Raw genomic sequence first — 19,679 nt, 5'->3', positions numbered from 1 at the left:
AGCGAGGTATTGAGGATGGCCACTGGGGTGGGCCTGCGCATCGCCGAGGACAACTGCACAGCGGCCATCGTCACCGATAACGACGAACCGACGTTCATCGTCCGCGAGTCGATCCTGCACATGTCCGATGACGGCGACACCGTTCTCGGCGGACCGGCCCCGGCCGGTCATACGCATTCGATCACTGGTTTCGCGTCCTCGGTCGGCGATCCGGCCGGTATCTCGGTCGACGACGGCGAGGCCTACCGGGCCGAGGATCTGGTCGCGACCGCACTGTTCTGCCTGATCAATCTGACCGCCGAACATCTCAACGGTGCCGCCGAGTTCTACGCGACCTACCCCGCGGGCTGGCCGTCGGAGTATGTTCTCTCGCTCCGCGACGCATTGGACTACCTGGGCCTGAAGTCGGTATTGCTGGTCAGCGAGGGCGACCTCCCCGGCAGCGATACCGTCGCACCGGAATTGGCCTACGCCTACGACGCCGCGCGCGCCGCACTGGCCGCGGTATTGGCGACCCCGGCGGGCGCGACCCCGCCGGATCCGAGCAATGCCGAGAACTCGACCGTGGTCACCGACGTCATCCCGGCGGTGCCGACGCCCGAGGTCCAGCCGCAGGCCTATTCGGCGGCGATGCCGGTCGCGGCACCGCTGGCCGCGGCGACCGCGGTCGAGGCGACCACCCCGGCGCCGCCCCCGGCCGCGACCCCGAAGAAAGATCGCGGCACGCCGCTGCTGATCGCGGTCGCGGTCGGCATCGGCCTGATACTCGGCGGCATCGGCGTCGCCGTCCTGTTCGGTGATCCCGGCTCTACCCCGGTGCCGCCGGTGCGCGACGCCAAATCCGATCAGGTCTCGACGAGCCCGACCCCGCAGCCGCCGGTGGACCTACCGACCGTGCCGGAAACCACGCCGGCGCCGACCACCGAACCGCCCGTCGTCATCACCAGCAGCGAACCGGAGACCACCGAGCCGCCGACCACCACACCACCTACCACCACGCCCACGACGACACCGCCGACCACGACCCGGTCGAGCCGGACCACGACCACCCGTCCAGGCTTCCCCATGTTCACGCCGCCGACGTGGACGCAACTGCCGTGGCAGCAGCCTTTTCCGTACGAGATGGCGCCTCCTCGCTGATTTCGTAGCGACCTACCCGGGTTTGTGCCTTAAAGTGATCGGCTGACCGGTGTAGTAGCTGGCACACCCCGTGCCGACGAAGGGACTTCATGCGCAAGTTGGTGGCGCGTAGCGCCGCGGTCAAGGCAGCCTCGATCGGATTGGCCGCGACCGTTTTCATCGCACCCCTGCTCGTCACCACCGCCGCTTCGGCCGAACCGCCAGCACCCGGGCAGCTTTCTGCCGAGAACCTGCCGCCCGAACTCGTCGAGGCCATTTCCCGCGATCTGAAGATGACGCCCGCGGAGTACCTGGAACGCTCCGCCAAGGCCCAGGAGCTCAGCGAATACGCGGAATCGTTCCGTAGCGAGCGCCCCGACACCTACGCGGGCGCCTGGCTCGGCACCGACGGTAAGCCGGTCGTCGCGGTCACCTCGGTCGATGCCGCCAAGATCGCCGCAGCCGACGGCTACCAGACCCATCTGGCGCCGATCTCGGCGAACAGCCTGGAAAACTCGCTGATGCAGCTGAATCAGTGGATCAACACGCTGCCCAAGGAAATCTCCCAGTCGATCAACTCCGTCGCGGTCGACTTCCTCAACAGCCAGCTGGTGCTGTCGGTCGCCAATACCCCGGTCGGCCACGCGCTGAACCTGCCGACCCTGATTGCCAACGTCAAGGTCATTCTCTCGCCCAATAGCGGCGGCCCGATCGAGCGCCGCCCGATGGGCGGCGACACCTACATCACCGCGCCGACCTCACTGAAGGACACCTCGCTGCGCGGCGTCGATGTCTGCTCGTTCGGCTTCAACAGCGTGGACGCGGCGGGTAACGCGCTCAACATCAGCGCGGGCCACTGCGACCCGAACCTGGAGAAGGGCGACCAGCACGCCGCGGTCTACCTGCCCAATATCAGGGACATCCCGAACAGCATCGAGCTCGGCAACTTCGTCAAGGCGAGCCTCGGCGGCCCGACCGCACTCGACTACTCCGTCATCAAGCTCAACGAGCGCTCGGTCAATGCGGGCATGGACCAGCCCTCGGTGCGCGGCTCCAACGGCACCACGTTGACCATCACCGGTACCGCCGAGCCGGTCACCGGCGCGCCGGTCTGCAAGTCCGGCCAGTCCTCCACCTTCACCTGCGGGTTCGTGGTGGCCGATCGGGTCGAAACCCAGCTGTACACCGCCGAAGGTGTGAGCAAGACCGTGCGCGGCTTCGCCAGCTCGGCCTGCACGCTCGGCGGCGACAGCGGCGGCGCGATCGTCTCGGGCACGCTGGCCCTCGGCATCACCAGCGGTTCCAATGCCGCCGACGCGCCGGACTGCAACGAGGCCAATATCGCGCTCGCGCAGTACGGCGGCACCGCGACGCTCGGCATTCCGATTCGCTCGATCCTGGCCGATATCGACGCATCGGCCGGCGGTGGCGTCGGCGCCGGCATCGCGTTGCGGACCCGTCCGAACGCTGGCTGAGAGGGCTTGTCGGACACCGTATTTCCGACGAACCGGCGGCCGGTCGATTAGTGGGCCGAACAACATCGCGACATAAGTAGGCATAACCGGCCGGACACTTTAAGGTATGGGCATGCTCCTGCCACGTATAGGTCAGTTCCGATCAGCTGCGCGACAGACCCGGGTCCGAAAATCAGTTATCGCCGCTTCGGCGGCGATTCTGCTGTTCGGTCCAACAGCGGCAGTGGCGAATGCACAACCGGACCAGCCGGCGCTTCCCGCCGACCTGATCGCCGCGGTCGCGCGCGATCTGAAGATCTCCCCCGAGGAGTACCTGCACCGCGCTGATCTGTCCCAGCAGCTCGCGGCCTTCGCCACCACGGCGCAGCGCCAGTTCCCGCAGGTCTTCGCGGGGTCGTGGCTCGATGACGGTGGCAAGGCCGTGGTGGCGCTGGCGCAGGGCCCCGGTGCCGATGAGGCTCGCCAGGCGGCCACGTCGGCCGGATTCGAGGTCCGCAATGTCGCCAAGAGCGAGGCGGCGCTGCGCGGCGAGAAGAGCGCCTTCGAGCGCTGGCTGGAGGGGCAGCCCGAGGCCGTTTCCGCGCTGGTGCGTGGTGTGGTGGTCGATCCCGTCAACAACAGCATCGCGGTGCGGGTCGAGCAGGCCGGTCTGCCGATGCCGAACTTCGTCGATCCTTCGCGGGTCATCGTGACCGCGCCGCCGGTCGCCGGTGAGCAGTTGCAGACGACCCCGGTCGCGGGCGCGATGCAGACCGGTCCGCTGGCCGGTGGCGACGGCTTCGCCTCGATCGCCGGGAAGACGTCGCTGCGCTGCTCGCTCGGCTTCAACGGCACCGACCGGGCCGGCAACACCGTGAATATCACTGCGGGCCACTGCAATCCGGACATCGCGTCGGCGGGTTCGGGGAATGCGGCCGGCGTCTACGAGCTGGCCGGCGATCGGCCGGGTGCGCAGATCGGCACGTTCCAGAAGTCGGTGCTCGGCGCCCAGGACTACTCGATCATCCGGATCAACGATCAGGCCAAGGACCGGTTCACCAACAACTTCGTGCGCCAGCCCGGCCAGCCGGTCGCGGTCGACGGCGTTGCCGTTCCGGTGGTCGGCGCTCCGGTCTGCAAGTCCGGTGCGCGCACCGGCTTCAGCTGCGGCATCGTGAACGCGGTGGACCAGACCGTGCAGGTCGGCGACCGGGAGCTCACCCAGGCCTTCTCCGCGAACATCTGCGCACTGCCCGGTGACAGTGGCGGTGCGATCGTCACTGGCCGGTTGGCGCTCGGCATCTCCAGCGCGTCGTCGGTGGCCGACTTCCCGATCTGCGAGATCCCGAATCTGATCGGCGCCCTCACCGGCAATGCGCCGCAGCTGTTCGCGCAGCCGGTCAGCGTGGTTCTTTCGGACAATCCGGGGCTGAAGGTCAACAACTAGCCAGACCGCCGGAAAAGGCCGACAGCGGCGACGCTGTCGGCCTTTTTGCTATCCCTGGGCCGATTCACTGAAGTCGCGTTGCCCGAGAGCACCGCTAGCGACTGCTCGCAGGTCGCTCGAAGGTCAGCATTGCCCTGTGGGGCCCGGCGACCTTCCGGCATCCTGGAATGCATGTGTTTGGTGTTGATCGGTTGGCGGGTGCATCCGGAGTATCGGTTGATAGTCGCGGCCAATCGCGACGAGTTCTACTCCCGCCCGACCGAGTCGATGCGCTGGTGGCCCGAGGTGCCCGGGCTGCTGGCCGGACGCGATCTCGGGGCGCTGCGCAAGGTCGCGGGTGATCCGCCGGGCACCTGGCTCGGGTTGACACGGGAAGACAACGGCCGCAATAGATTCGCCACTGTGACCAATGTGCGCGATCCGAAAGACGAACGTGGCGACGCCCGTTCCCGCGGGGCGCTGTTGATGGATTTCCTGCGCGACACCCGGCAAACCCGCGAGCTGTCGGGTCCAGAAAAGCTGTCGGGTCCAGAAAAGTATGTGCTCGACGTCGCCGCGGCACCCGACGACTACAACGGCTACAACGTGCTGGTCTCGGACCTCGAATCGCTGTGGTGGCATTCCAACCGCAGCACGCTGCCGCCGCAGGAACTGACGCCGGGTTTCCACGGCGTATCCAACGGCAGGTTCATCACCTCGGTCGCCCCGGGCCCGGCGGCGGCATTCGAAGCGCCGCAACCCATTTGGCCCAAGGTGCGCGGCGGTCTCACCGACCTGCGCGCGTTGGTCGAATCGGATCCCGGCAATGTGTCGCGCTACTTCGAGGTGCTGGCCGATCGCACCGAGGCGCCCGATGATCTATTGCCGCGCACCGGAGTTCCGCTGCGGCGCGAGCGCACGCTCTCGGCCAGATTCATCGCCAACGCGCTGCACGGGACCAGGGCGAGCACGGTCCTGCTGGTGCGCGAGAACGGTTCGTTCGAGATAGCCGAGCGTTCCTTCGGCCGCTTCGGGCGGCACAGGGGCGAGGAAACTTTCAGCGGCAGTTTGGATCTGCGCGAACACCAGGCCTGAAACACAACCGGCCCGCTCCAGGTGGGAGCGGGCCAGTCGAGTTCGATCGAGATCAGTTCGGCTGCTGAGCCGGCACGGGCTGCTGAGCCGAAGCGGGCTGCTGGGCCGGCACCGACTTCTCGGCGAACTTGGTGGTGCCGGGTGCCGCCTGCAGGGTGTTGACCAGGTCGATGCCTGCGAGGGTCAGGATCGGACCACCGACGGCGAGCGTGCCGAGGATGCCACCGATACCCGCGCCCGCGATCGCGGCCGGAATGCAGCCGACACCGAGCAATGGCAGGCCGAGGATGCAGCCGATGACACCACCCGCGACGACACCGATGGCGGTGCCGACGAAGCCGCCGACCGCCGTGGCGATGCCGAACTGAGTGGAGAACTCGTTCATTGCCCGCTGGTCTTCATCCGGGGAGGCGATCGGCTTGGCGATGGCGTTGATCGTATTCGCCTTTTGCTCGACCTTGACGCCCTGGTCAGGGGTCAGTTCGAGGACCTTACCGTCGTCCTTCACAACCGGCTTGACGTCGACCGGAGTCTGGTCGACATTGACGTCGAGCGGAACCGAGACGACGGTGTTGCCGAGTTCGTCCTTGACCGTGTAGAGGTCCGGTTCCTTCAATTCCTCGTCGGACTTCGTCAGCTCGAAGGTCCCCCCCTTGAGCGTAGCGACGACCGTCTTGTCCACGAGCTTGACGGAGTAGCTGATCGGCTGAGCGGCCGCGGGGGCGGGCTCGGCGTGAGCAACTCCGAATCCGATGGTCATCGCGCCGATGACCATCGTGGCAGCCGCGGTGGTGCTGCGGAGATTCATTCAGTTTCCAATCCATCATCAGGGTTGTCCGCGCGCCGCTTCCGTACACGCGAGAGCGCTCATCAACCCGAGGTGGTCGGACCCCGGATTCTCCCCGAGCAGTGTGAAAGACAGGCACATCAAACAGAACGTGGTGAGCGTAATCGAACCGACATGAAGATGCGAGATCGGTTACTCATACTGTGATCTCGGCGTGACTAAGCCTGTCCTTACCCCATCGCGGGCACCGCGCACTGTTTACGGTGGTTGGCAGCCCGAACCGCACCTGGATTAGGCGATCTTCGTGAAATCCATCACAGGCGAAAAAAGGGTCAAGCCCCAGGAAGAAGGGGCAGTAGCCAACCGGCGATCGTACGATAGACAAGTAAGTTACCGGTGGGTAACTTACTTGCAGTTAGTATACGAGCCAACCGGGTGGCGCGACCGCCGCCCACGCTCGTGTTGCCTCTAAAGAAAGGTCGCGACATGAATGCCCTGACAGTGACGCTGGGCACGATTGGTGTGGCGTTCAGCCTGTTGGGTTGGGCATCATTCGTCGGTGGCGTCGGCAAAATGACCCGCGCGATCATGATCGGCCAACCCGCGCCGGATCGTTGGCGACCATTCTTGCCGCGCTTCAAGACGATGATCGTCGAATTCCTCGCCCACACCCGGATGAACAAATTCCGCACGGTGGGCTGGGCGCACTGGCTGGTGATGATCGGCTTCCTCGGCGGTTTCATCCTGTACTTCGAGGCGTACGGGCAGACCTTCGATCCCGAGTTCCACTGGCCGATCATCGGCGGCTGGGGCATCTACCACCTGTGGGACGAACTGCTCGGCATCGGCACCGTCATCGGCATCCTGGTGCTGATCGTCATTCGCCAGCTCAACCACCCACGGGTGCCCGCGCGACTGTCACGATTCAGCGGTTCCCGGTTCGCGCCGGCCTATGTCATCGAGGCGATCGTATTCATCGAGGGCATCGGCATGGTCATGGTGAAGGCGGGCAAGATCGCCACCTACGGCCACTCCGAGGCGTGGACCGACTTCTTCACCATGCAGGTGGCCAAGCTGCTGCCCTCCAGCGTGGCGATGGTCGCCATCTTCGCGTTCATCAAGATGGTTTCGGGCAGCACCTTCCTGCTGCTGGTCGGTCGCAATATCAACTGGGGTGTGGCCTGGCACCGGTTCGCGGCCTTCTTCAATATCTACTTCAAGCGTGAGGACGACGGCGGCGTCGCACTGGGCGCCGCGAAGCCGATGATGTCCAAGGGCAAGCCGGTCGATATGGAGACCGCCGACCCGGACGTCGACACCTTCGGTGCGGGCCGGGTCGAGGACTTCTCCTGGAAGGGCTGGCTGGACTTCACCACCTGCACCGAATGCGGTCGCTGCCAGTCGCAGTGCCCGGCCTGGAATACCGGCAAGCCGTTGTCGCCCAAGCTGCTGATCATGTCGCTGCGCGACCACGGTGTCGCCAAGGCCCCGTACCTGCTGGCCGGTGGCCGCAAAGATATGGGCGGCGACGAGGTCGGCCTGGTCGATGGCGACGGTAAGCCCAACGAGGCGAAGCTGGCCAAGATCTCCGAGGCGGCCAAGGCCGAGGCGGAGCGTCCGCTGGTCGGCGGCGAGGATGTCAACGGCATCATCGACCCGGAGGTGCTGTGGAGCTGCACCACCTGTGGTGCGTGTGTCGAGCAGTGCCCGGTCGATATCGAACACGTCGATCACATCATCGATATGCGCCGCTACCAGGTGCTGATCGAATCGGAGTTCCCCTCCGAGCTGGCCGGTTTGTTCAAGAACCTGGAGAACAAGGGCAACCCCTGGGGCCAGAACGCCAAGGACCGGCTGAACTGGATCAACGAACTCGACTTCCAGATCCCGGTATTCGGCCAGTCCGCCCCGAACGGGGAAGAGATTGCCTCCTTCGACGGGTACGAGTACCTGTTCTGGGTCGGCTGCGCGGGTGCGTACGAGGATCGCGCCAAGCGCACCACCAAGGCCGTCGCGGAGCTGTTGGCGACCGCGGGCGTGAAGTTCATGGTGCTCGGCGCCGATGAGACCTGCACCGGTGACTCCGCGCGCCGGGCCGGTAACGAATTCCTGTTCCAGCAGCTGGCGCAGCAGAACATCGAGCTGTTGAACTCGGTATTCGACGGTGTCGAGCAGTCGCGCAAGAAGATCGTTGTCACCTGCGCGCACTGCTTCAACGCGCTGAACAATGAATACCCGCAGGTCGGCGGCATCTACGAGGTGGTGCACCACACCCAGCTGTTGAACCGGCTGGTGCGTACCAAGCAGCTGATCCCGGTCGCCTCGGTATCGCAGAATGTCACCTACCACGACCCGTGCTACCTGGGTCGACACAACAAGGTCTACAACGCACCGCGTGAGTTGATGGAGGCCTCCGGGTCCACCCTCGTCGAAATGCCGCGTCACGGCGAACGTTCCATGTGCTGTGGTGCCGGTGGCGCGCGGATGTGGATGGAAGAGCAACTCGGTAAGCGCATCAATATCGATCGCGTCGACGAGGCGCTGTCCACCCTGAACGGCGGCAACGAACCGTCCAAGATCGCGACCGGCTGCCCGTTCTGCCGCGTCATGCTCACCGACGGTGTCACCGCGCGCAAGGACAGCGGCGAGGTCGGCCAGGGCGTCGAGGTCGTCGATGTCGCGCAGTTGATGCTCGATGCCATCGACCGGGTCGACTCGTCGAAGCTCACCGAGAACCTGACCGTGGTGCAGGAACCGAAGCAGGCCACCGAGCCGGAACCGGTTGCCGCCGAACCCGAACCGACACCCGCGGCCGAAGCGCCCGCCGAACCGAAGGCGGCTCCGGCCGGTGGCGGTCTGGCGATGAAGGGCGGCAAGGCGCCCGGTGGTCTGGGTATGAAGGGTGCGGCCAAGGCGCCCGGTGGTGGTCTCGGTATGAAGGGGGCCGCGAAGGCACCTGGGGCCAAGGCAACTCCGGCTCCTGCCGAGGACACCGCGGCCGAGGCGACCGCTGCTCCGGCCGCGCCCGTCAAGGGGCTCGCGATGAAGGGCCCAGCGAAGGCACCGGGTAAGGGCCTCGGCATGAAGGGTGGGGCGAAAGCGCCCGGAGCCAAAGCGACTCCTGACGCTGCTGCTGAACCAGCACCCGCCGCCGACGCACCGGCCGCACCTCCGGTCAAGGGTCTGGCAATGAAGGGCCCAGCGAAGGCACCGGGCAAGGGGCTCGCTATGAAGGGCGCGGCCAAAGCACCCGGAGCCAAGGCACCGGAAGCCTCGGCCCCCGCCGAAGCGGCCCCGGCAGCGGAAACCCCCGCCACCGAACCGGTTTCGACCCCAACCGAAACCAAGCCGTCGATTCCCGCCAAGGGCCTGGCCATGAAGTCCGGCTTCAAGCGCCCCGGCCCGAAAGCCCCCGGCACGGCCACTCCGGCCCCGTCGGCCCCCGCCGAACCGGCCTCCCCCACCGCGGAAGCCGCAACGGAACCCGCCGACGAATCGGACCAGCCCGCCAACGGCAACGGCACCCCCGCCGTGGCACCCCCGCCCGCCAAGCCCGGCGGCCTCGGCTTCAAATCCGGTGCCAAGGCCCCCGGCCGCAAGAACTGACAGGATAAAGCTCGGCCCGGGTGTGCAGATCGCACCCGGGCCGATCTCTATCTAGCGCAAGGCAGCACAGCGCCCGTCATTCGGTCTCTTTCGGATGTCCAGTCAGACAACGTTCGAGCAGGAGACGCCCTACGGTTTTGCTTCCTTTCTCGGCGGGCTCGACGAAGTACCACAGGCGGCCACCATCGGTGAACTTGTACTGATATCGCTCGAAGGTCCGTCCCTGATAGTTGCCATAGCGCAACTCGCCCTCAGCGAATAGAGCCGTGCCGACTGCACTTCCGGCGCACGAGTAAGTGTCTCCCACGCCTCGACCATTGCGTTACGTGCAGCCGCGAGGCAGTCGGTCCAACCCTTCTGGGCCTCGGTGGTAATGAAGACGATCTCGTACTCACTACGTTTGAGCGGCCGGGGCACCGCATCGCGCCGCTTGCTCAAATCCCGATCGGGGACTTGCCCTGGCTAAGACAACCAGTCATCCAGGAGCGGGAGTCGGTGGCTACTTTCCGGTGAAGGAGGGTGGGCGTTTTGTAGGAGGGCGAGGATGCCTTCGCGGAGGTCGGGACTGGAGAACTCGATGCCAGACTACGATTCAGCGCTGGCCGGACGGGGTAGAGATGAGCGAGTCGACCGCGGCGGTGCTGGCGCAGATCGTCCAGCCGGCCCTGGCTACGGCCTCGTCAATGCCACGTAGCGAGCGAGATGCTGGTCGCTGGAGCCGAATTCGTATTCGATCGCGGTCAGGCGTTTGAAGTAGTGGCCGATCGCGAGCTCTTCGGTCATACCCATGGCACCATGCAGCTGCACGGCATTCTGGCCGATGAAGCGCGCGGCCCGACCGATGGTGACCTTCGCGGCCGAAACCGCACGCGCTCGGTCCGCCGCTGCCGCACCCAAGGAGTAGACGGCCAGATACACCGCGGCAATGGCCTGCTCGAGCTCGATGTACATATCGACCATGCGATGCTGGAGCACCTGGAAACTGCCGATCGGCTGGCCGAACTGCTGCCGCTGTTTGGCGTATTCGACGGTGTCCGCCAGCACCTTTCGCATGCACCCGACTGCCTCGGACGCGATCGCGGCGATCGCCTCGTCCGCCGTTGCATCGATTGCATCCCATGCCGCACCCTCGGCACCGAGCAGCGCATCGGCCGGCAACCGGAACCCGGTGAAGGTGATATCGGAGCCGACCCGGTCGTCGATCGTCCGATACGAATGCACCTCGACACCGGCGGGCGGATCGGCGGCATCGAATTCGGCGATGAACAGCGAGATTCCGTCCTTATCGCGCCGATCACCGGCGGTGCGCGCGGTAATGAGCAGGTGCGTGGCCAGCGGCGCACTGGTCACGACGGTCTTGACGCCATCGAGCACCCACTCGTCACCATCGTGACGCGCGGTGGTCGATACATCGTGCAGCGTCCGCCCCGAGCTCGGCTCCAGCGCCGCGAACGCGGTCCGCGCCGCACCGGAAACGATCTGTCGCAGTACCGAATCCGCGCGATCGCCGCCGAAACGATTCAGCAGCCCAGCGCCGACCACCACAGTATCGATATAAGGCTCGACGACCAGCGCGCGGCCGAGTTCCTCGGTGATGATCATCAGCTCGACCGGCCCACCACCCATGCCATCGACCCGCTCGGGCAGGGTGGCGCCCAGAATGCCCAGCTCCTCGGCGAATCCGCGCCATACGCTCGGCTGCCAACCGGCATCGGATTTCGCCGCGCCCCTGCTTTTGTCCAATTCGTAACGGGCGCCGAGGAATCCGGCCACCGCGTCGCGGAGCAGTTCCTGCTCATCGGTGAAGGTGAAGTCCATCAGAGCCCCAATGCTGCCTTGGCGAGAATATTTCGCTGAATTTCGTTGCTGCCCGCATAGATCGAGCCCGCCCTGTCGTTGAAGTAGCGCAGCGGCGCGACGGCCTGCCAGTCCGCGCCGCTGTGATAACCGTCAGCGGGCGGGGTGAATTCGGCGATCGGCCCACCTGGCGCGGTGGCATGCGGCTGATATACGCGCCCGCGCGGACCGGCTGCTTCCAAAGCCAATTCGGTGAGCCGCTGACTCAATTCGGTGGCCAGGATCTTGAGCATCGAGGATGCCGGACCCGGATTCTTGCCCTGCGCCATCGCCGAAAGCGTGCGGTACTCCAGGATTTCGAGCACCTCGGTGCGGATTCGAGCCTCGGCGAGTTTCGCCGCGAATGCCGCGTAGTCGATGAGCGGATTGCCGTCGGGTCCGGTCTGTCCGGCCGCGGCGGTGGCCACATCCTGGGCCATGACCTGCAGCATCGGCGCGGCCGCACCGCCGCGCTCGTGCACGAGCAGATATTTCGCCACGGTCCAGCCGTCATCGATGCGACCGAGCACATTGGCCTTCGGCACCCGGACGTTATCGAAGAAGACCTGGTTCTGCACCTGTTCGCCGGAAGTCATCACCAGCGGGCGGATCTGGATGCCCGGCGTGGTCATATCGATCAGCAGAAAGGTGATGCCCTGCTGCTTCTTACCCTCGCGCGAGGTCCGGACCAGGCAGAAGATCCAATTCGCCTCGGTGGCGTGGGTGGTCCAGATCTTGCTGCCGGTGCAGACGAAATCGGCGCCGTCATCGACGGCGGTCATGCTCAGCGAGGCCAGGTCCGAACCGGCCTCCGGTTCCGAATAGCCCTGGCAGAAGAAGATTTCCCCGGTCAGGATGCGCGGCAGATAGAAGGCTTGCTGTTCCGGCGTGCCGAATGCGACGATCGCGGGCGCGACCATCCGGATGCCCATCGGCGAGAGCGAGGGCGCACCGGCCAGGGTCGACTCGCGATTGAAGATGTAGTGCTGGGTGAGGCTCCAATCGCAGCCGCCGTGCTCCACCGGCCAGGCCGGTGCGGCCCAGCCGCGCTCGTGCAGGATGTGCTGCCACCGCATGCTCGCCTCATGGTCCGGGTACACGCTCGTCGCCAAGCGTCCGGCCCGCCGCAGCTGCGGCGTCAGCTTCTCGTCGAGAAATGCGCGAACCTCGTCGCGAAAGGCCAGATCGGCCGCTGACCAGTCGTAATCCATCTGCCCTCCGGAGGGATCTGCGTCATTTCATCGGGTCGTCCTGCGGCCCCATGAGACGCAATGTACGTCTGTCTCAGCCCGAAAATCAAACTGATGCCACCTGCCTGCACTTGCGTTGTGTCAGCAGTCTTCGAAGAAGGCCTTGACGTATCCAGCGGACTGATAGACGTAGTCGTAGGCCCACCTGGCGACCGAAAGACGCGGCCGTGGATCCACCATGAGCACCTCGCCGTCCCAGCATTTCCCGAGGACGTAGCGGGCCCGCGAAATATGCGGCGTGAAGGTGATGACGATGACTCGACGCCAACCTTCCGCCGCCGCGAGTTCGGCGAGCTCCCGACCCTCGCCGCGCGTGGTGCGCGGCGACGGATCGAAGCAGGTGACCTGAAAGCTATAGCGGCTGTGGCAGATTCGATTCACCAGCGCGCTGTTTTCATATGGGTCGGAGAACAGCACCCGGGGCGCGTAGCCCTCGCTCGCCAACCGCAGCCCCAGCTTCTCGCGCCCATCGTGCGCACCGCCGAGCACGAGAATCGCATCGGCTTTCGCGGGCACGTCGACCTGCGGCCGGACGTAAACCGGCCACAGACCAGCGACCAGCGCCACCACCGCAACGCCGAGTACTGCCCAGGCGCTGCGTGCCCGAATGCTGCGCCGGCGTCGCACGAGATCGATCGTAACCGGGCCGTCAGCGGAGGGTTTGCGCAGGTCAGCAGGGCTATCCGCGATTCATGTCGCCACCTGTACATCTGCTGTTGCGCAGACCCTTGCCTCGCTGACGTGGGGCGGCCATCGGCGGGACCTATCAATCGATCATGCGATGCACAGTCTTCGGAACCGGGTACCTCGGGGCCACGCACGCGGCGTGCATGGCCGAACTCGGACACGATGTAATCGGCGTTGATATCGATCCGGGCAAGGTCGCGAAGCTGTCCGATGGCGTGGTGCCGTTCTACGAACCCGGGCTCGAGGAGGTGCTGCGCCGGAACCTGGATGCCGGTCGGCTGCGGTTCACCACCTCGTATGCGGAGGCGGCCGACCACGCCCAGGTGCATTTCCTCGGGGTCGGGACGCCGCAGAAGAAGGGCGAGTACGCCGCGGACCTGAAATATGTGCACGCCGTGGTCGATACGCTCACCCCGCTGCTGGAGCGGCCGTCGGTGATCGTCGGAAAGTCGACGGTGCCGGTCGGAACCGCCGCCGCATTGGGTGCGCGGGTCCGCGCGCTCACCGACGCCGAGGTCGAGGTGGCCTGGAATCCGGAGTTCCTGCGCGAGGGTTTCGCGGTGAAGGACACGCTGCGCCCGGATCGACTGGTGCTCGGTGTGGATCGCGAACGTGAAAGCACGGCCTGGGTCGAGGAATTGGTGCGCGAGATCTACGCGGACCTGATCGCGGCCGAGGTACCGTTCCTGCTGACCGACCTGGCCACCGCCGAATTGGTCAAGGTCTCCGCGAATGCCTTTCTGGCGACCAAGATTTCCTTCATCAACGCTGTCTCCGAAGTCTGCGAGGCGACCGGCGCGGATGTGACCATGCTGGCCGACGCTCTCGGCTACGACGCGCGCATCGGCCGTCGATTCCTCAATGCCGGACTGGGTTTCGGCGGCGGCTGCCTACCCAAGGACATCCGCGCGTTCATGGCGCGCTCCGGCGAACTCGGCGCCGATCACGCGGTGGCCTTCCTGCGCGAGGTCGACAACATCAATATGCGCCGCCGCACCAAGATGGTCGATATGGCCGCGCGGGCTTGCGGCGGATCGCTGCTCGGCGCCAACGTTGCGGTGCTCGGCGCGGCCTTCAAACCCGAATCCGACGATGTGCGTGACTCACCCGCGCTGAATGTGGCCGGGATGATCCAGCTGCATGGCGCGGTGGTGACGGTGTACGACCCGAAGGCGGCGGAGAATTCGCGACGGGTCTTCCCCACCTTGAACTACGCGACCTCGGTGACCGATGCCTGCGATCGCGCCGATGTGGTGCTGGTGCTGACCGAGTGGGACGAATTCGTCGCATTGCGTCCGCAAGACCTCGATCCGGTGGTTCGCAAACGGTCGATCATCGACGGACGGAACTGTCTCAATCGTGCCACCTGGAGAGATGCCGGATGGGTGTACGCCGGACTCGGCACACCGTAGAGTTGCCTGCGACACGGGGGCGACAGCGGGACGATCAGGTCCTGCCTTCGGGTCTGTCGTACGTCGACGGTAGGGTCCCGAGGGCGGGCCGATCCACCGGCGGGCGGCGCAGGCTCGCATGTCGTGATGTGTGAAACGGGATGGGCAGCTGATGAGTTCGGTTCTGGGAGTTTCGGTGGGGGCCGGCGCCGTCCGAATGGCGCGACCACACACCGCGAGCCCCCACGGCCCCATCGCCCCGCATTCCTTCGATCTGCAGACCATTCCGGTCGTCGAGCACCAGGTGGAGGAGCTGGCCGCCGAGGCGATCGGCGTGACCCTGGAATCCATGCCGGGTATCGCGGCCACCGCGATCGCCTACCGCAGTGAGCAGCATGCCAAGGCGCTGCGCGCGGCCTTGGCGCGCCAGCAGCTCACCAATTACGAACTGGTGCCCGAAATTGTCGCGGCGGTCGAATTCGCGCAGGCCACAGGCGATATTCGTGGTATTTCCTCACTCGTCGTGTATGACCTCGGCAGCTCCGGTCTTACGGTCAGCGTCGTCGACACCCAGACCCGTGAGATCCGTCACAGCGAACGGACCAGCGATATCAGTGGTGACTACCTGGATTCGCTGATCCGCGAACAGCAGATCGCCTCGGGCCGGATCGCGCATCCGCCGGATTCGGCGGGGCTGGCCGCGCTGGACGCGCTGTGCCGCGAGGCCAAGGAGCAATTGTCCTCGAATACCGCAGTAGCGCTGCCGAGCGAACAAGGTCTGGTGCTGCTGGCCCAGGAGAATTTCGAAGCCCTCATCATGCTGGCGATCGAATCGTCGGCGCGGATGGCGCGCGATGTCATCGTGCGCTCGGATCGTCCGGTGCACGGTGTGCTCGCGATCGGCGGTTGTGCGCGAATTCCACTGATCGCCAAGGTGCTCGAACGCTGGATGGGCGTGCCGGTCATCGTGCCCGACAGCCCAGAGACAGTGGTCACCCGCGGTGCCGCCCTGATGGCGCGTCCGGTGCGTACGGTAATCCAGCCCCCGCAGCGGCACCCGCCCGCCGCGGATCCGATGCTCGACGACGAGCTCTCGCCCGCCTGGTTGTCCGCAACGCCCAAACGTCCTCGCGGCAAGCGGGAAATCAATGGTGCGGTACTGACCGTCAGCGCACTAGCCGTCGTCGCCGCCATCGGACTCGGACTCGGTTACGGCCCACAGGTTCTCACGCGCGATTCGCAGAGCGGTGATCGTCCTACCTCCGTCTCCCCGACCAGCCCGCCGCGCACCACCACCCTCGATCCGCAGATCGCCGTCGCGCCCGCCAGCACCACCGAATCCAGCGAAGCGGTGGCCGCCCCTCCACCCCCGCGCCGCACGACAACATCCGAGGCCGCACCCACACCCGGCCCGAATACCATTGTCGTGCCAGGCCTACCGCCGATTGTGGTACCGACAATTCCGCCCGAGGTCTTCCCCTTCCCGCCGCCCGCACCGCGCTGAGTTCGGACTGGTTTCCGCGCCCTGCGTGGTCCGACGACGTGAACGCACAGCCCCTTTTAGTCGCGACCACATGTGCGAACGCATGTGTGCACCGTGTAGTCGTCACCCGCGAAGGCGGCGGCTACCTCCTATGCCCTGGGCTGTCGTCGCCCCAAGGGTCTTCGTATCCGCGCGGTTCCGGCCTGGGGTAGCCGCGGGGGTCGGTGTCGTAATCGGATTCGTGCTCTTGTGGTTCGGTGCCGCGATAGCCGCGATCGCGGTCGTACGCCCGGGGATTCGGGGTTTGATCGTCCCAGGTGATCTGCCTGTGCGAGCCGGTGCCCGACTCGTCGTCCCGGGATTGATCCGATATCCGTCGGCGTCCGGTATCTCTCGTATCGGTGGCCATCGCGCCGCTGGACCGCTTGGCTGGACCGCTGGCGCGCCGGGCCGCGCCGGACGCCGCGGTCTTCGCATGACGTGAGTGCCGCGCCGGCGCAACGGGTTCGGGCTTGTGCCCGAAGGGACGGGCGAGCATTACAGCGATCGCCGTGGTCAACGGGACCGAAAGCGCCAGCGCGATGCCGCCGACGGAGGAGCGAGCGATTTCGATCGCGACCGCGTCACCGGTCAGGACGTCGCGGATGGAGCGGCCCGCGACGCTGAACAGCAGCAGCAACGGGAGCGCGCCACCGGCGTAGGCCAACACCAAGGTGTAGACCGTGCTCGCGATGTGGTCGCGGCCGACGCGCATGGCTGCGGCGAAAACCTCGCGACGCGAGGCGGATTCATCGATGGCGGCGAGTTCGAAGGCGGCCGAGGCCTGGGTGATGGTGACGTCGTTGAGCACACCGAGCGAACCGATGATGAAGCCCGCCAGCAGCAGGCCGGTAATGCTGACGTGCTGAATGTAGGTGGCGACGTTGGTGTTCTGTTCCTCGGATAGCCCGGTCAGATGGGTGATCTCGATGGCGATCCAGGACAGCACTGCCGCGACGATCATCGAGGTCAACGTGCCGAGCAGCGCCGAACTGGTGCGCAGATTCACACCGTGCGCGAGATACAGCACGGCATACAGGATCATCGCACCCGCGACCAGCGCGACGGGAATGGCGGGCTTACCGTCCAACAGCGCGGGCAGCATGAACAGCACGAGCACCGCGAAGGCGAAAACCAGCCCGAGCAGCGCCCGCAACCCGCGCCAGCGCGCCACCACGATCACCACGACGACGAAGGCCAGCACGATCAGGGTCAGTGGCAGCCCGCGCGAGTAGTCCTCGAACGAGTACAGCGGCATCCCGCTCGGATCGGTCTGCCGCACGATCCGGATGTGATCACCGGCGCGCAGATCGGGTTGTCCTGGGCCGGGCGCGATTTCGAACAGGGTGTGATTGCCCTTGTGCGGACCGGAATCGATGCTGATCAGACTGCGCTGACAGGTGTAGCCCGCGGCACGCGGCTGTTCGGGCTTATCGATGAACACCTTGCCGATCGAACTGCTGCCGCAGGCGCCGACGTCCTGCATCACCACGGTTCCGGCCTCGGTCTGCACCGCGCCACCGCCCGCGTTCTGCATCGGCAGTGGAATATCGATGTGCTGGCTGCTCGGCCACAGCACGATCGCGGCGAGCACGACCACGACACCGATCGCGGCGAGCAGCCCGACGACAACGCGGGCCGCGGTCGCGCCGATCGCGATGGGGCCGGAATGGTCGTGGTGATGGTGATGATCACTCATGGCTCACCGGACTCCTACCTTTTCGTCTGTAGTCCAGGGTGCGAGCTTAAAGGATTTCATTTTCAAGATCGGATTCACGGACCGACAGCGACCGACAGGCCAGTCATGAAAGATTCCGAATGGAAAATCGGGAGGGGGCGGCGGAGAGCAGGGGGATGTCTCCGCCGCCCGCAGGTCGGCGCCCAGGGGGGTAGGCAGCCTAACCCGAGGTCAGGTTGTCCAGGGGGGGTAGACAACTTGACCGGGCACTCGAAGTGCCAAGAGACACTGTACACAAAAAGTCTCGTTTAGCGCTAGCTAGTAACTAAAACTCTTAAATATCCGTACGCGGGGTATGTTTTGACCCCGGAAGCAGGGCGATCCGGTAGCCGAGCGCACGCTGGCGCGGGAGATCAGACCGCCCAGCCCGCTACTGCCGGTAACTCGACAAGAAGTTCCCGAAGCGCTCGATGGCCACCGCGAGATCGCGCGCCCACGGCAGCGTGACGATCCGCAGATGATCATGATTCGGCCAATTGAACCCGGTGCCCTGCACCATCAAGATCTTCTCTTGCAACAGCAGATCCAGGATCAGCTTCGAATCATCGTGGATTTCATAGACGTTCGGATCCAACTTGGGGAACGCGTAGAGCGCACCCTTCGGCTTCACACAGGAAACGCCCGGGATCATATTCAGCCGTTCCCACGCGACATCGCGCTGCTCGAGCAGTCGCCCACCGGGCAGGATCAGATCCTCGATGCTCTGGTGTCCGCCGAGCGCAACCTGAATCGCATGCTGAGCAGGCACATTCGGGCAAAGCCTGGTCGAGGCGAGCAGATCGATGCCCTCGAGGAAACCAGCCGCATGCTCCTTGGGTCCGGTGATCGCCAACCAGCCCGAGCGGTAGCCCGCCACCCGGTAGGCCTTGGAGAGCCCGTTGAAGGTCAGGCAGAGCAGATCGGGCGCGAGCGTCGCCAGCGAAATGTGCTTTGCATCGTCGTAGAGGATCTTGTCGTAGATCTCGTCGGCGAGCAGCAGCAGCTGATGCTTGCGCGCGAGGTCGACCAGCTGCTGCAGCACCTCGGTGGAGTACACCGCGCCGGTCGGGTTGTTCGGATTGATCACCAGCAGCGCCTTGGTCTTATCGGTGATCTTGGATTCGATATCGGAGATATCGGGCTGCCAGCCGTTGGATTCGTCACACAGGTAGTGCACCGGGGTACCCCCGGCCAGGCTGGTCATGGCGGTCCACAGCGGATAGTCCGGCGCCGGGATCAGCACCTCGTCACCATTGTCGAGCAGCGCCTGCATGGTGATGGTGATCAGCTCGGACACGCCGTTACCCAAGTAGACATCGTCGACATCGAGTTCGGGAAAGCCCGGGACCAGCTCATAGCGAGTCACGATGGCGCGCCGGGCCGAGAGGATGCCCTTGGATTCGGAATAGCCCTGGGCATACGGCAGCGCGGCGATGATGTCGCGCATGATCACATCCGGCGCCTCGAATCCGAACGGCGCGGGATTGCCGATATTCAGCTTGAGGATGCGATGCCCCTCCGCCTCCAGCCGTGCCGCATGCGCGCCCACCGGTCCACGAATTTCGTAGAGGACGTTCTGCAGCTTCGTGGATTGCTCCAGCACGCGCGGCGGATGGTGCGGTAGATGGCTAGGACTCACCTTGCCTATGGTGCCATCTGTATTTTTGGCAGCGCCTTCGGCGCTGCGTGTTCGCGGCCCCCTGGTGTCTCGGGGGCCCGCCCCCCCCCCCCCCCCCCCCAGACCCACGCCCTACACCACCACCACCCCCCAACGGGCCCCCAACGGGGC

The 19,679-nt window shown here is 65.6% G+C and carries 12 protein-coding genes and 1 pseudogene; 7 read left to right on the top strand and 6 right to left on the bottom strand.

Translation table 11 applies throughout. The features are described 5' to 3' along the window. Window positions 1-15 precede the first annotated feature (15 nt). The 4 genes from ACIBI6_RS36670 to ACIBI6_RS36655 all read left to right on the top strand — a co-directional run bounded on the left by ACIBI6_RS36670 (window position 16) and on the right by ACIBI6_RS36655 (window position 5,094). A complete protein-coding gene (locus ACIBI6_RS36670) occupies window positions 16-1,140 on the top strand; it encodes a hypothetical protein (protein ID WP_364355930.1) in 1,125 nt (374 codons plus the stop codon). 89 nt (window positions 1,141-1,229) lie between these two features. Then, window positions 1,230-2,594 carry a S1 family peptidase gene (locus ACIBI6_RS36665; RefSeq protein WP_364355933.1) on the top strand — a complete coding sequence of 455 codons (1,365 nt, stop codon included), beginning with the start codon at window positions 1,230-1,232 and terminating at the stop codon, window positions 2,592-2,594. Between the two features lie 112 nt (window positions 2,595-2,706). Continuing rightward, the gene (locus ACIBI6_RS36660; RefSeq protein ID WP_364355936.1) at window positions 2,707-4,020 is read left to right on the top strand and encodes a S1 family peptidase; all 1,314 of its coding nucleotides are present in this window, start codon (window positions 2,707-2,709) and stop codon (window positions 4,018-4,020) included. Window positions 4,021-4,191: 171 nt separating this feature from the next. Further along, window positions 4,192-5,094, top strand: coding sequence for an NRDE family protein (locus ACIBI6_RS36655; RefSeq protein WP_364355939.1), 903 nt, complete (start codon window positions 4,192-4,194; stop codon window positions 5,092-5,094). 52 nt (window positions 5,095-5,146) lie between these two features. Here ACIBI6_RS36655 and ACIBI6_RS36650 read toward each other — a convergent pair whose 3' ends face one another. After that, window positions 5,147-5,902 carry a hypothetical protein gene (locus tag ACIBI6_RS36650; protein WP_364355941.1) on the bottom strand — a complete coding sequence of 252 codons (756 nt, stop codon included), beginning with the start codon at window positions 5,900-5,902 and terminating at the stop codon, window positions 5,147-5,149. A gap of 465 nt (window positions 5,903-6,367) precedes the next feature. Between ACIBI6_RS36650 and ACIBI6_RS36645 the strand changes: the two genes are divergently transcribed. Then, complete coding sequence (locus tag ACIBI6_RS36645; protein ID WP_396959530.1) at window positions 6,368-9,487, top strand: (Fe-S)-binding protein; 3,120 nt, start codon at window positions 6,368-6,370, stop codon at window positions 9,485-9,487. Between the two features lie 669 nt (window positions 9,488-10,156). Here ACIBI6_RS36645 and ACIBI6_RS36640 read toward each other — a convergent pair. The 3 genes from ACIBI6_RS36640 to ACIBI6_RS36630 form a co-directional block, all read right to left on the bottom strand. Then, window positions 10,157-11,305, bottom strand: a complete 1,149-nt coding sequence (locus tag ACIBI6_RS36640) for an acyl-CoA dehydrogenase family protein (RefSeq protein WP_396959528.1) — start codon at window positions 11,303-11,305, stop codon at window positions 10,157-10,159. Next, window positions 11,305-12,534 (bottom strand): acyl-CoA dehydrogenase family protein, encoded by a 1,230-nt coding sequence (locus ACIBI6_RS36635; RefSeq protein WP_364355953.1) that lies wholly within the window; start codon window positions 12,532-12,534, stop codon window positions 11,305-11,307. The genes ACIBI6_RS36640 and ACIBI6_RS36635 overlap by 1 nt, the downstream gene beginning before the upstream one ends. Window positions 12,535-12,654: 120 nt before the next feature. Further along, window positions 12,655-13,200, bottom strand: coding sequence for a YdcF family protein (locus tag ACIBI6_RS36630; RefSeq protein WP_364355956.1), 546 nt, complete (start codon window positions 13,198-13,200; stop codon window positions 12,655-12,657). A 149-nt stretch (window positions 13,201-13,349) separates the two neighbouring features. On the opposite strand from ACIBI6_RS36630, the gene ACIBI6_RS36625 reads away from it, so the two are divergent. Together ACIBI6_RS36625 and ACIBI6_RS36620 are read left to right on the top strand one after the other, a co-directional pair. After that, entirely contained in the window at window positions 13,350-14,672 is a 1,323-nt protein-coding gene (locus ACIBI6_RS36625; RefSeq protein ID WP_364355959.1) for a UDP-glucose/GDP-mannose dehydrogenase family protein, read from the top strand. Window positions 14,673-14,823: 151 nt separating this feature from the next. Next, window positions 14,824-16,155, top strand: coding sequence for an Hsp70 family protein (locus tag ACIBI6_RS36620; protein WP_364355962.1), 1,332 nt, complete (start codon window positions 14,824-14,826; stop codon window positions 16,153-16,155). Between the two features lie 448 nt (window positions 16,156-16,603). On the opposite strand, the pseudogene ACIBI6_RS36615 reads toward ACIBI6_RS36620, so the two are convergent. After that, window positions 16,604-17,872, bottom strand: a pseudogene (locus ACIBI6_RS36615) (YibE/F family protein); the annotation flags it as partial. Between the two features lie 409 nt (window positions 17,873-18,281). Continuing rightward, on the bottom strand, window positions 18,282-19,538 hold the full coding sequence (locus tag ACIBI6_RS36610; RefSeq protein WP_364356100.1) for a pyridoxal phosphate-dependent aminotransferase: 1,257 nt from the start codon (window positions 19,536-19,538) through the stop codon (window positions 18,282-18,284). Window positions 19,539-19,679 lie beyond the last annotated feature (141 nt).

Origin of the sequence: Nocardia sp. NPDC050412, assembly GCF_044458825.1 — a bacterium.
Lineage (GTDB): Bacteria > Actinomycetota > Actinomycetes > Mycobacteriales > Mycobacteriaceae > Nocardia.
This window is presented reverse-complemented; position numbering and strand designations above follow the sequence as displayed.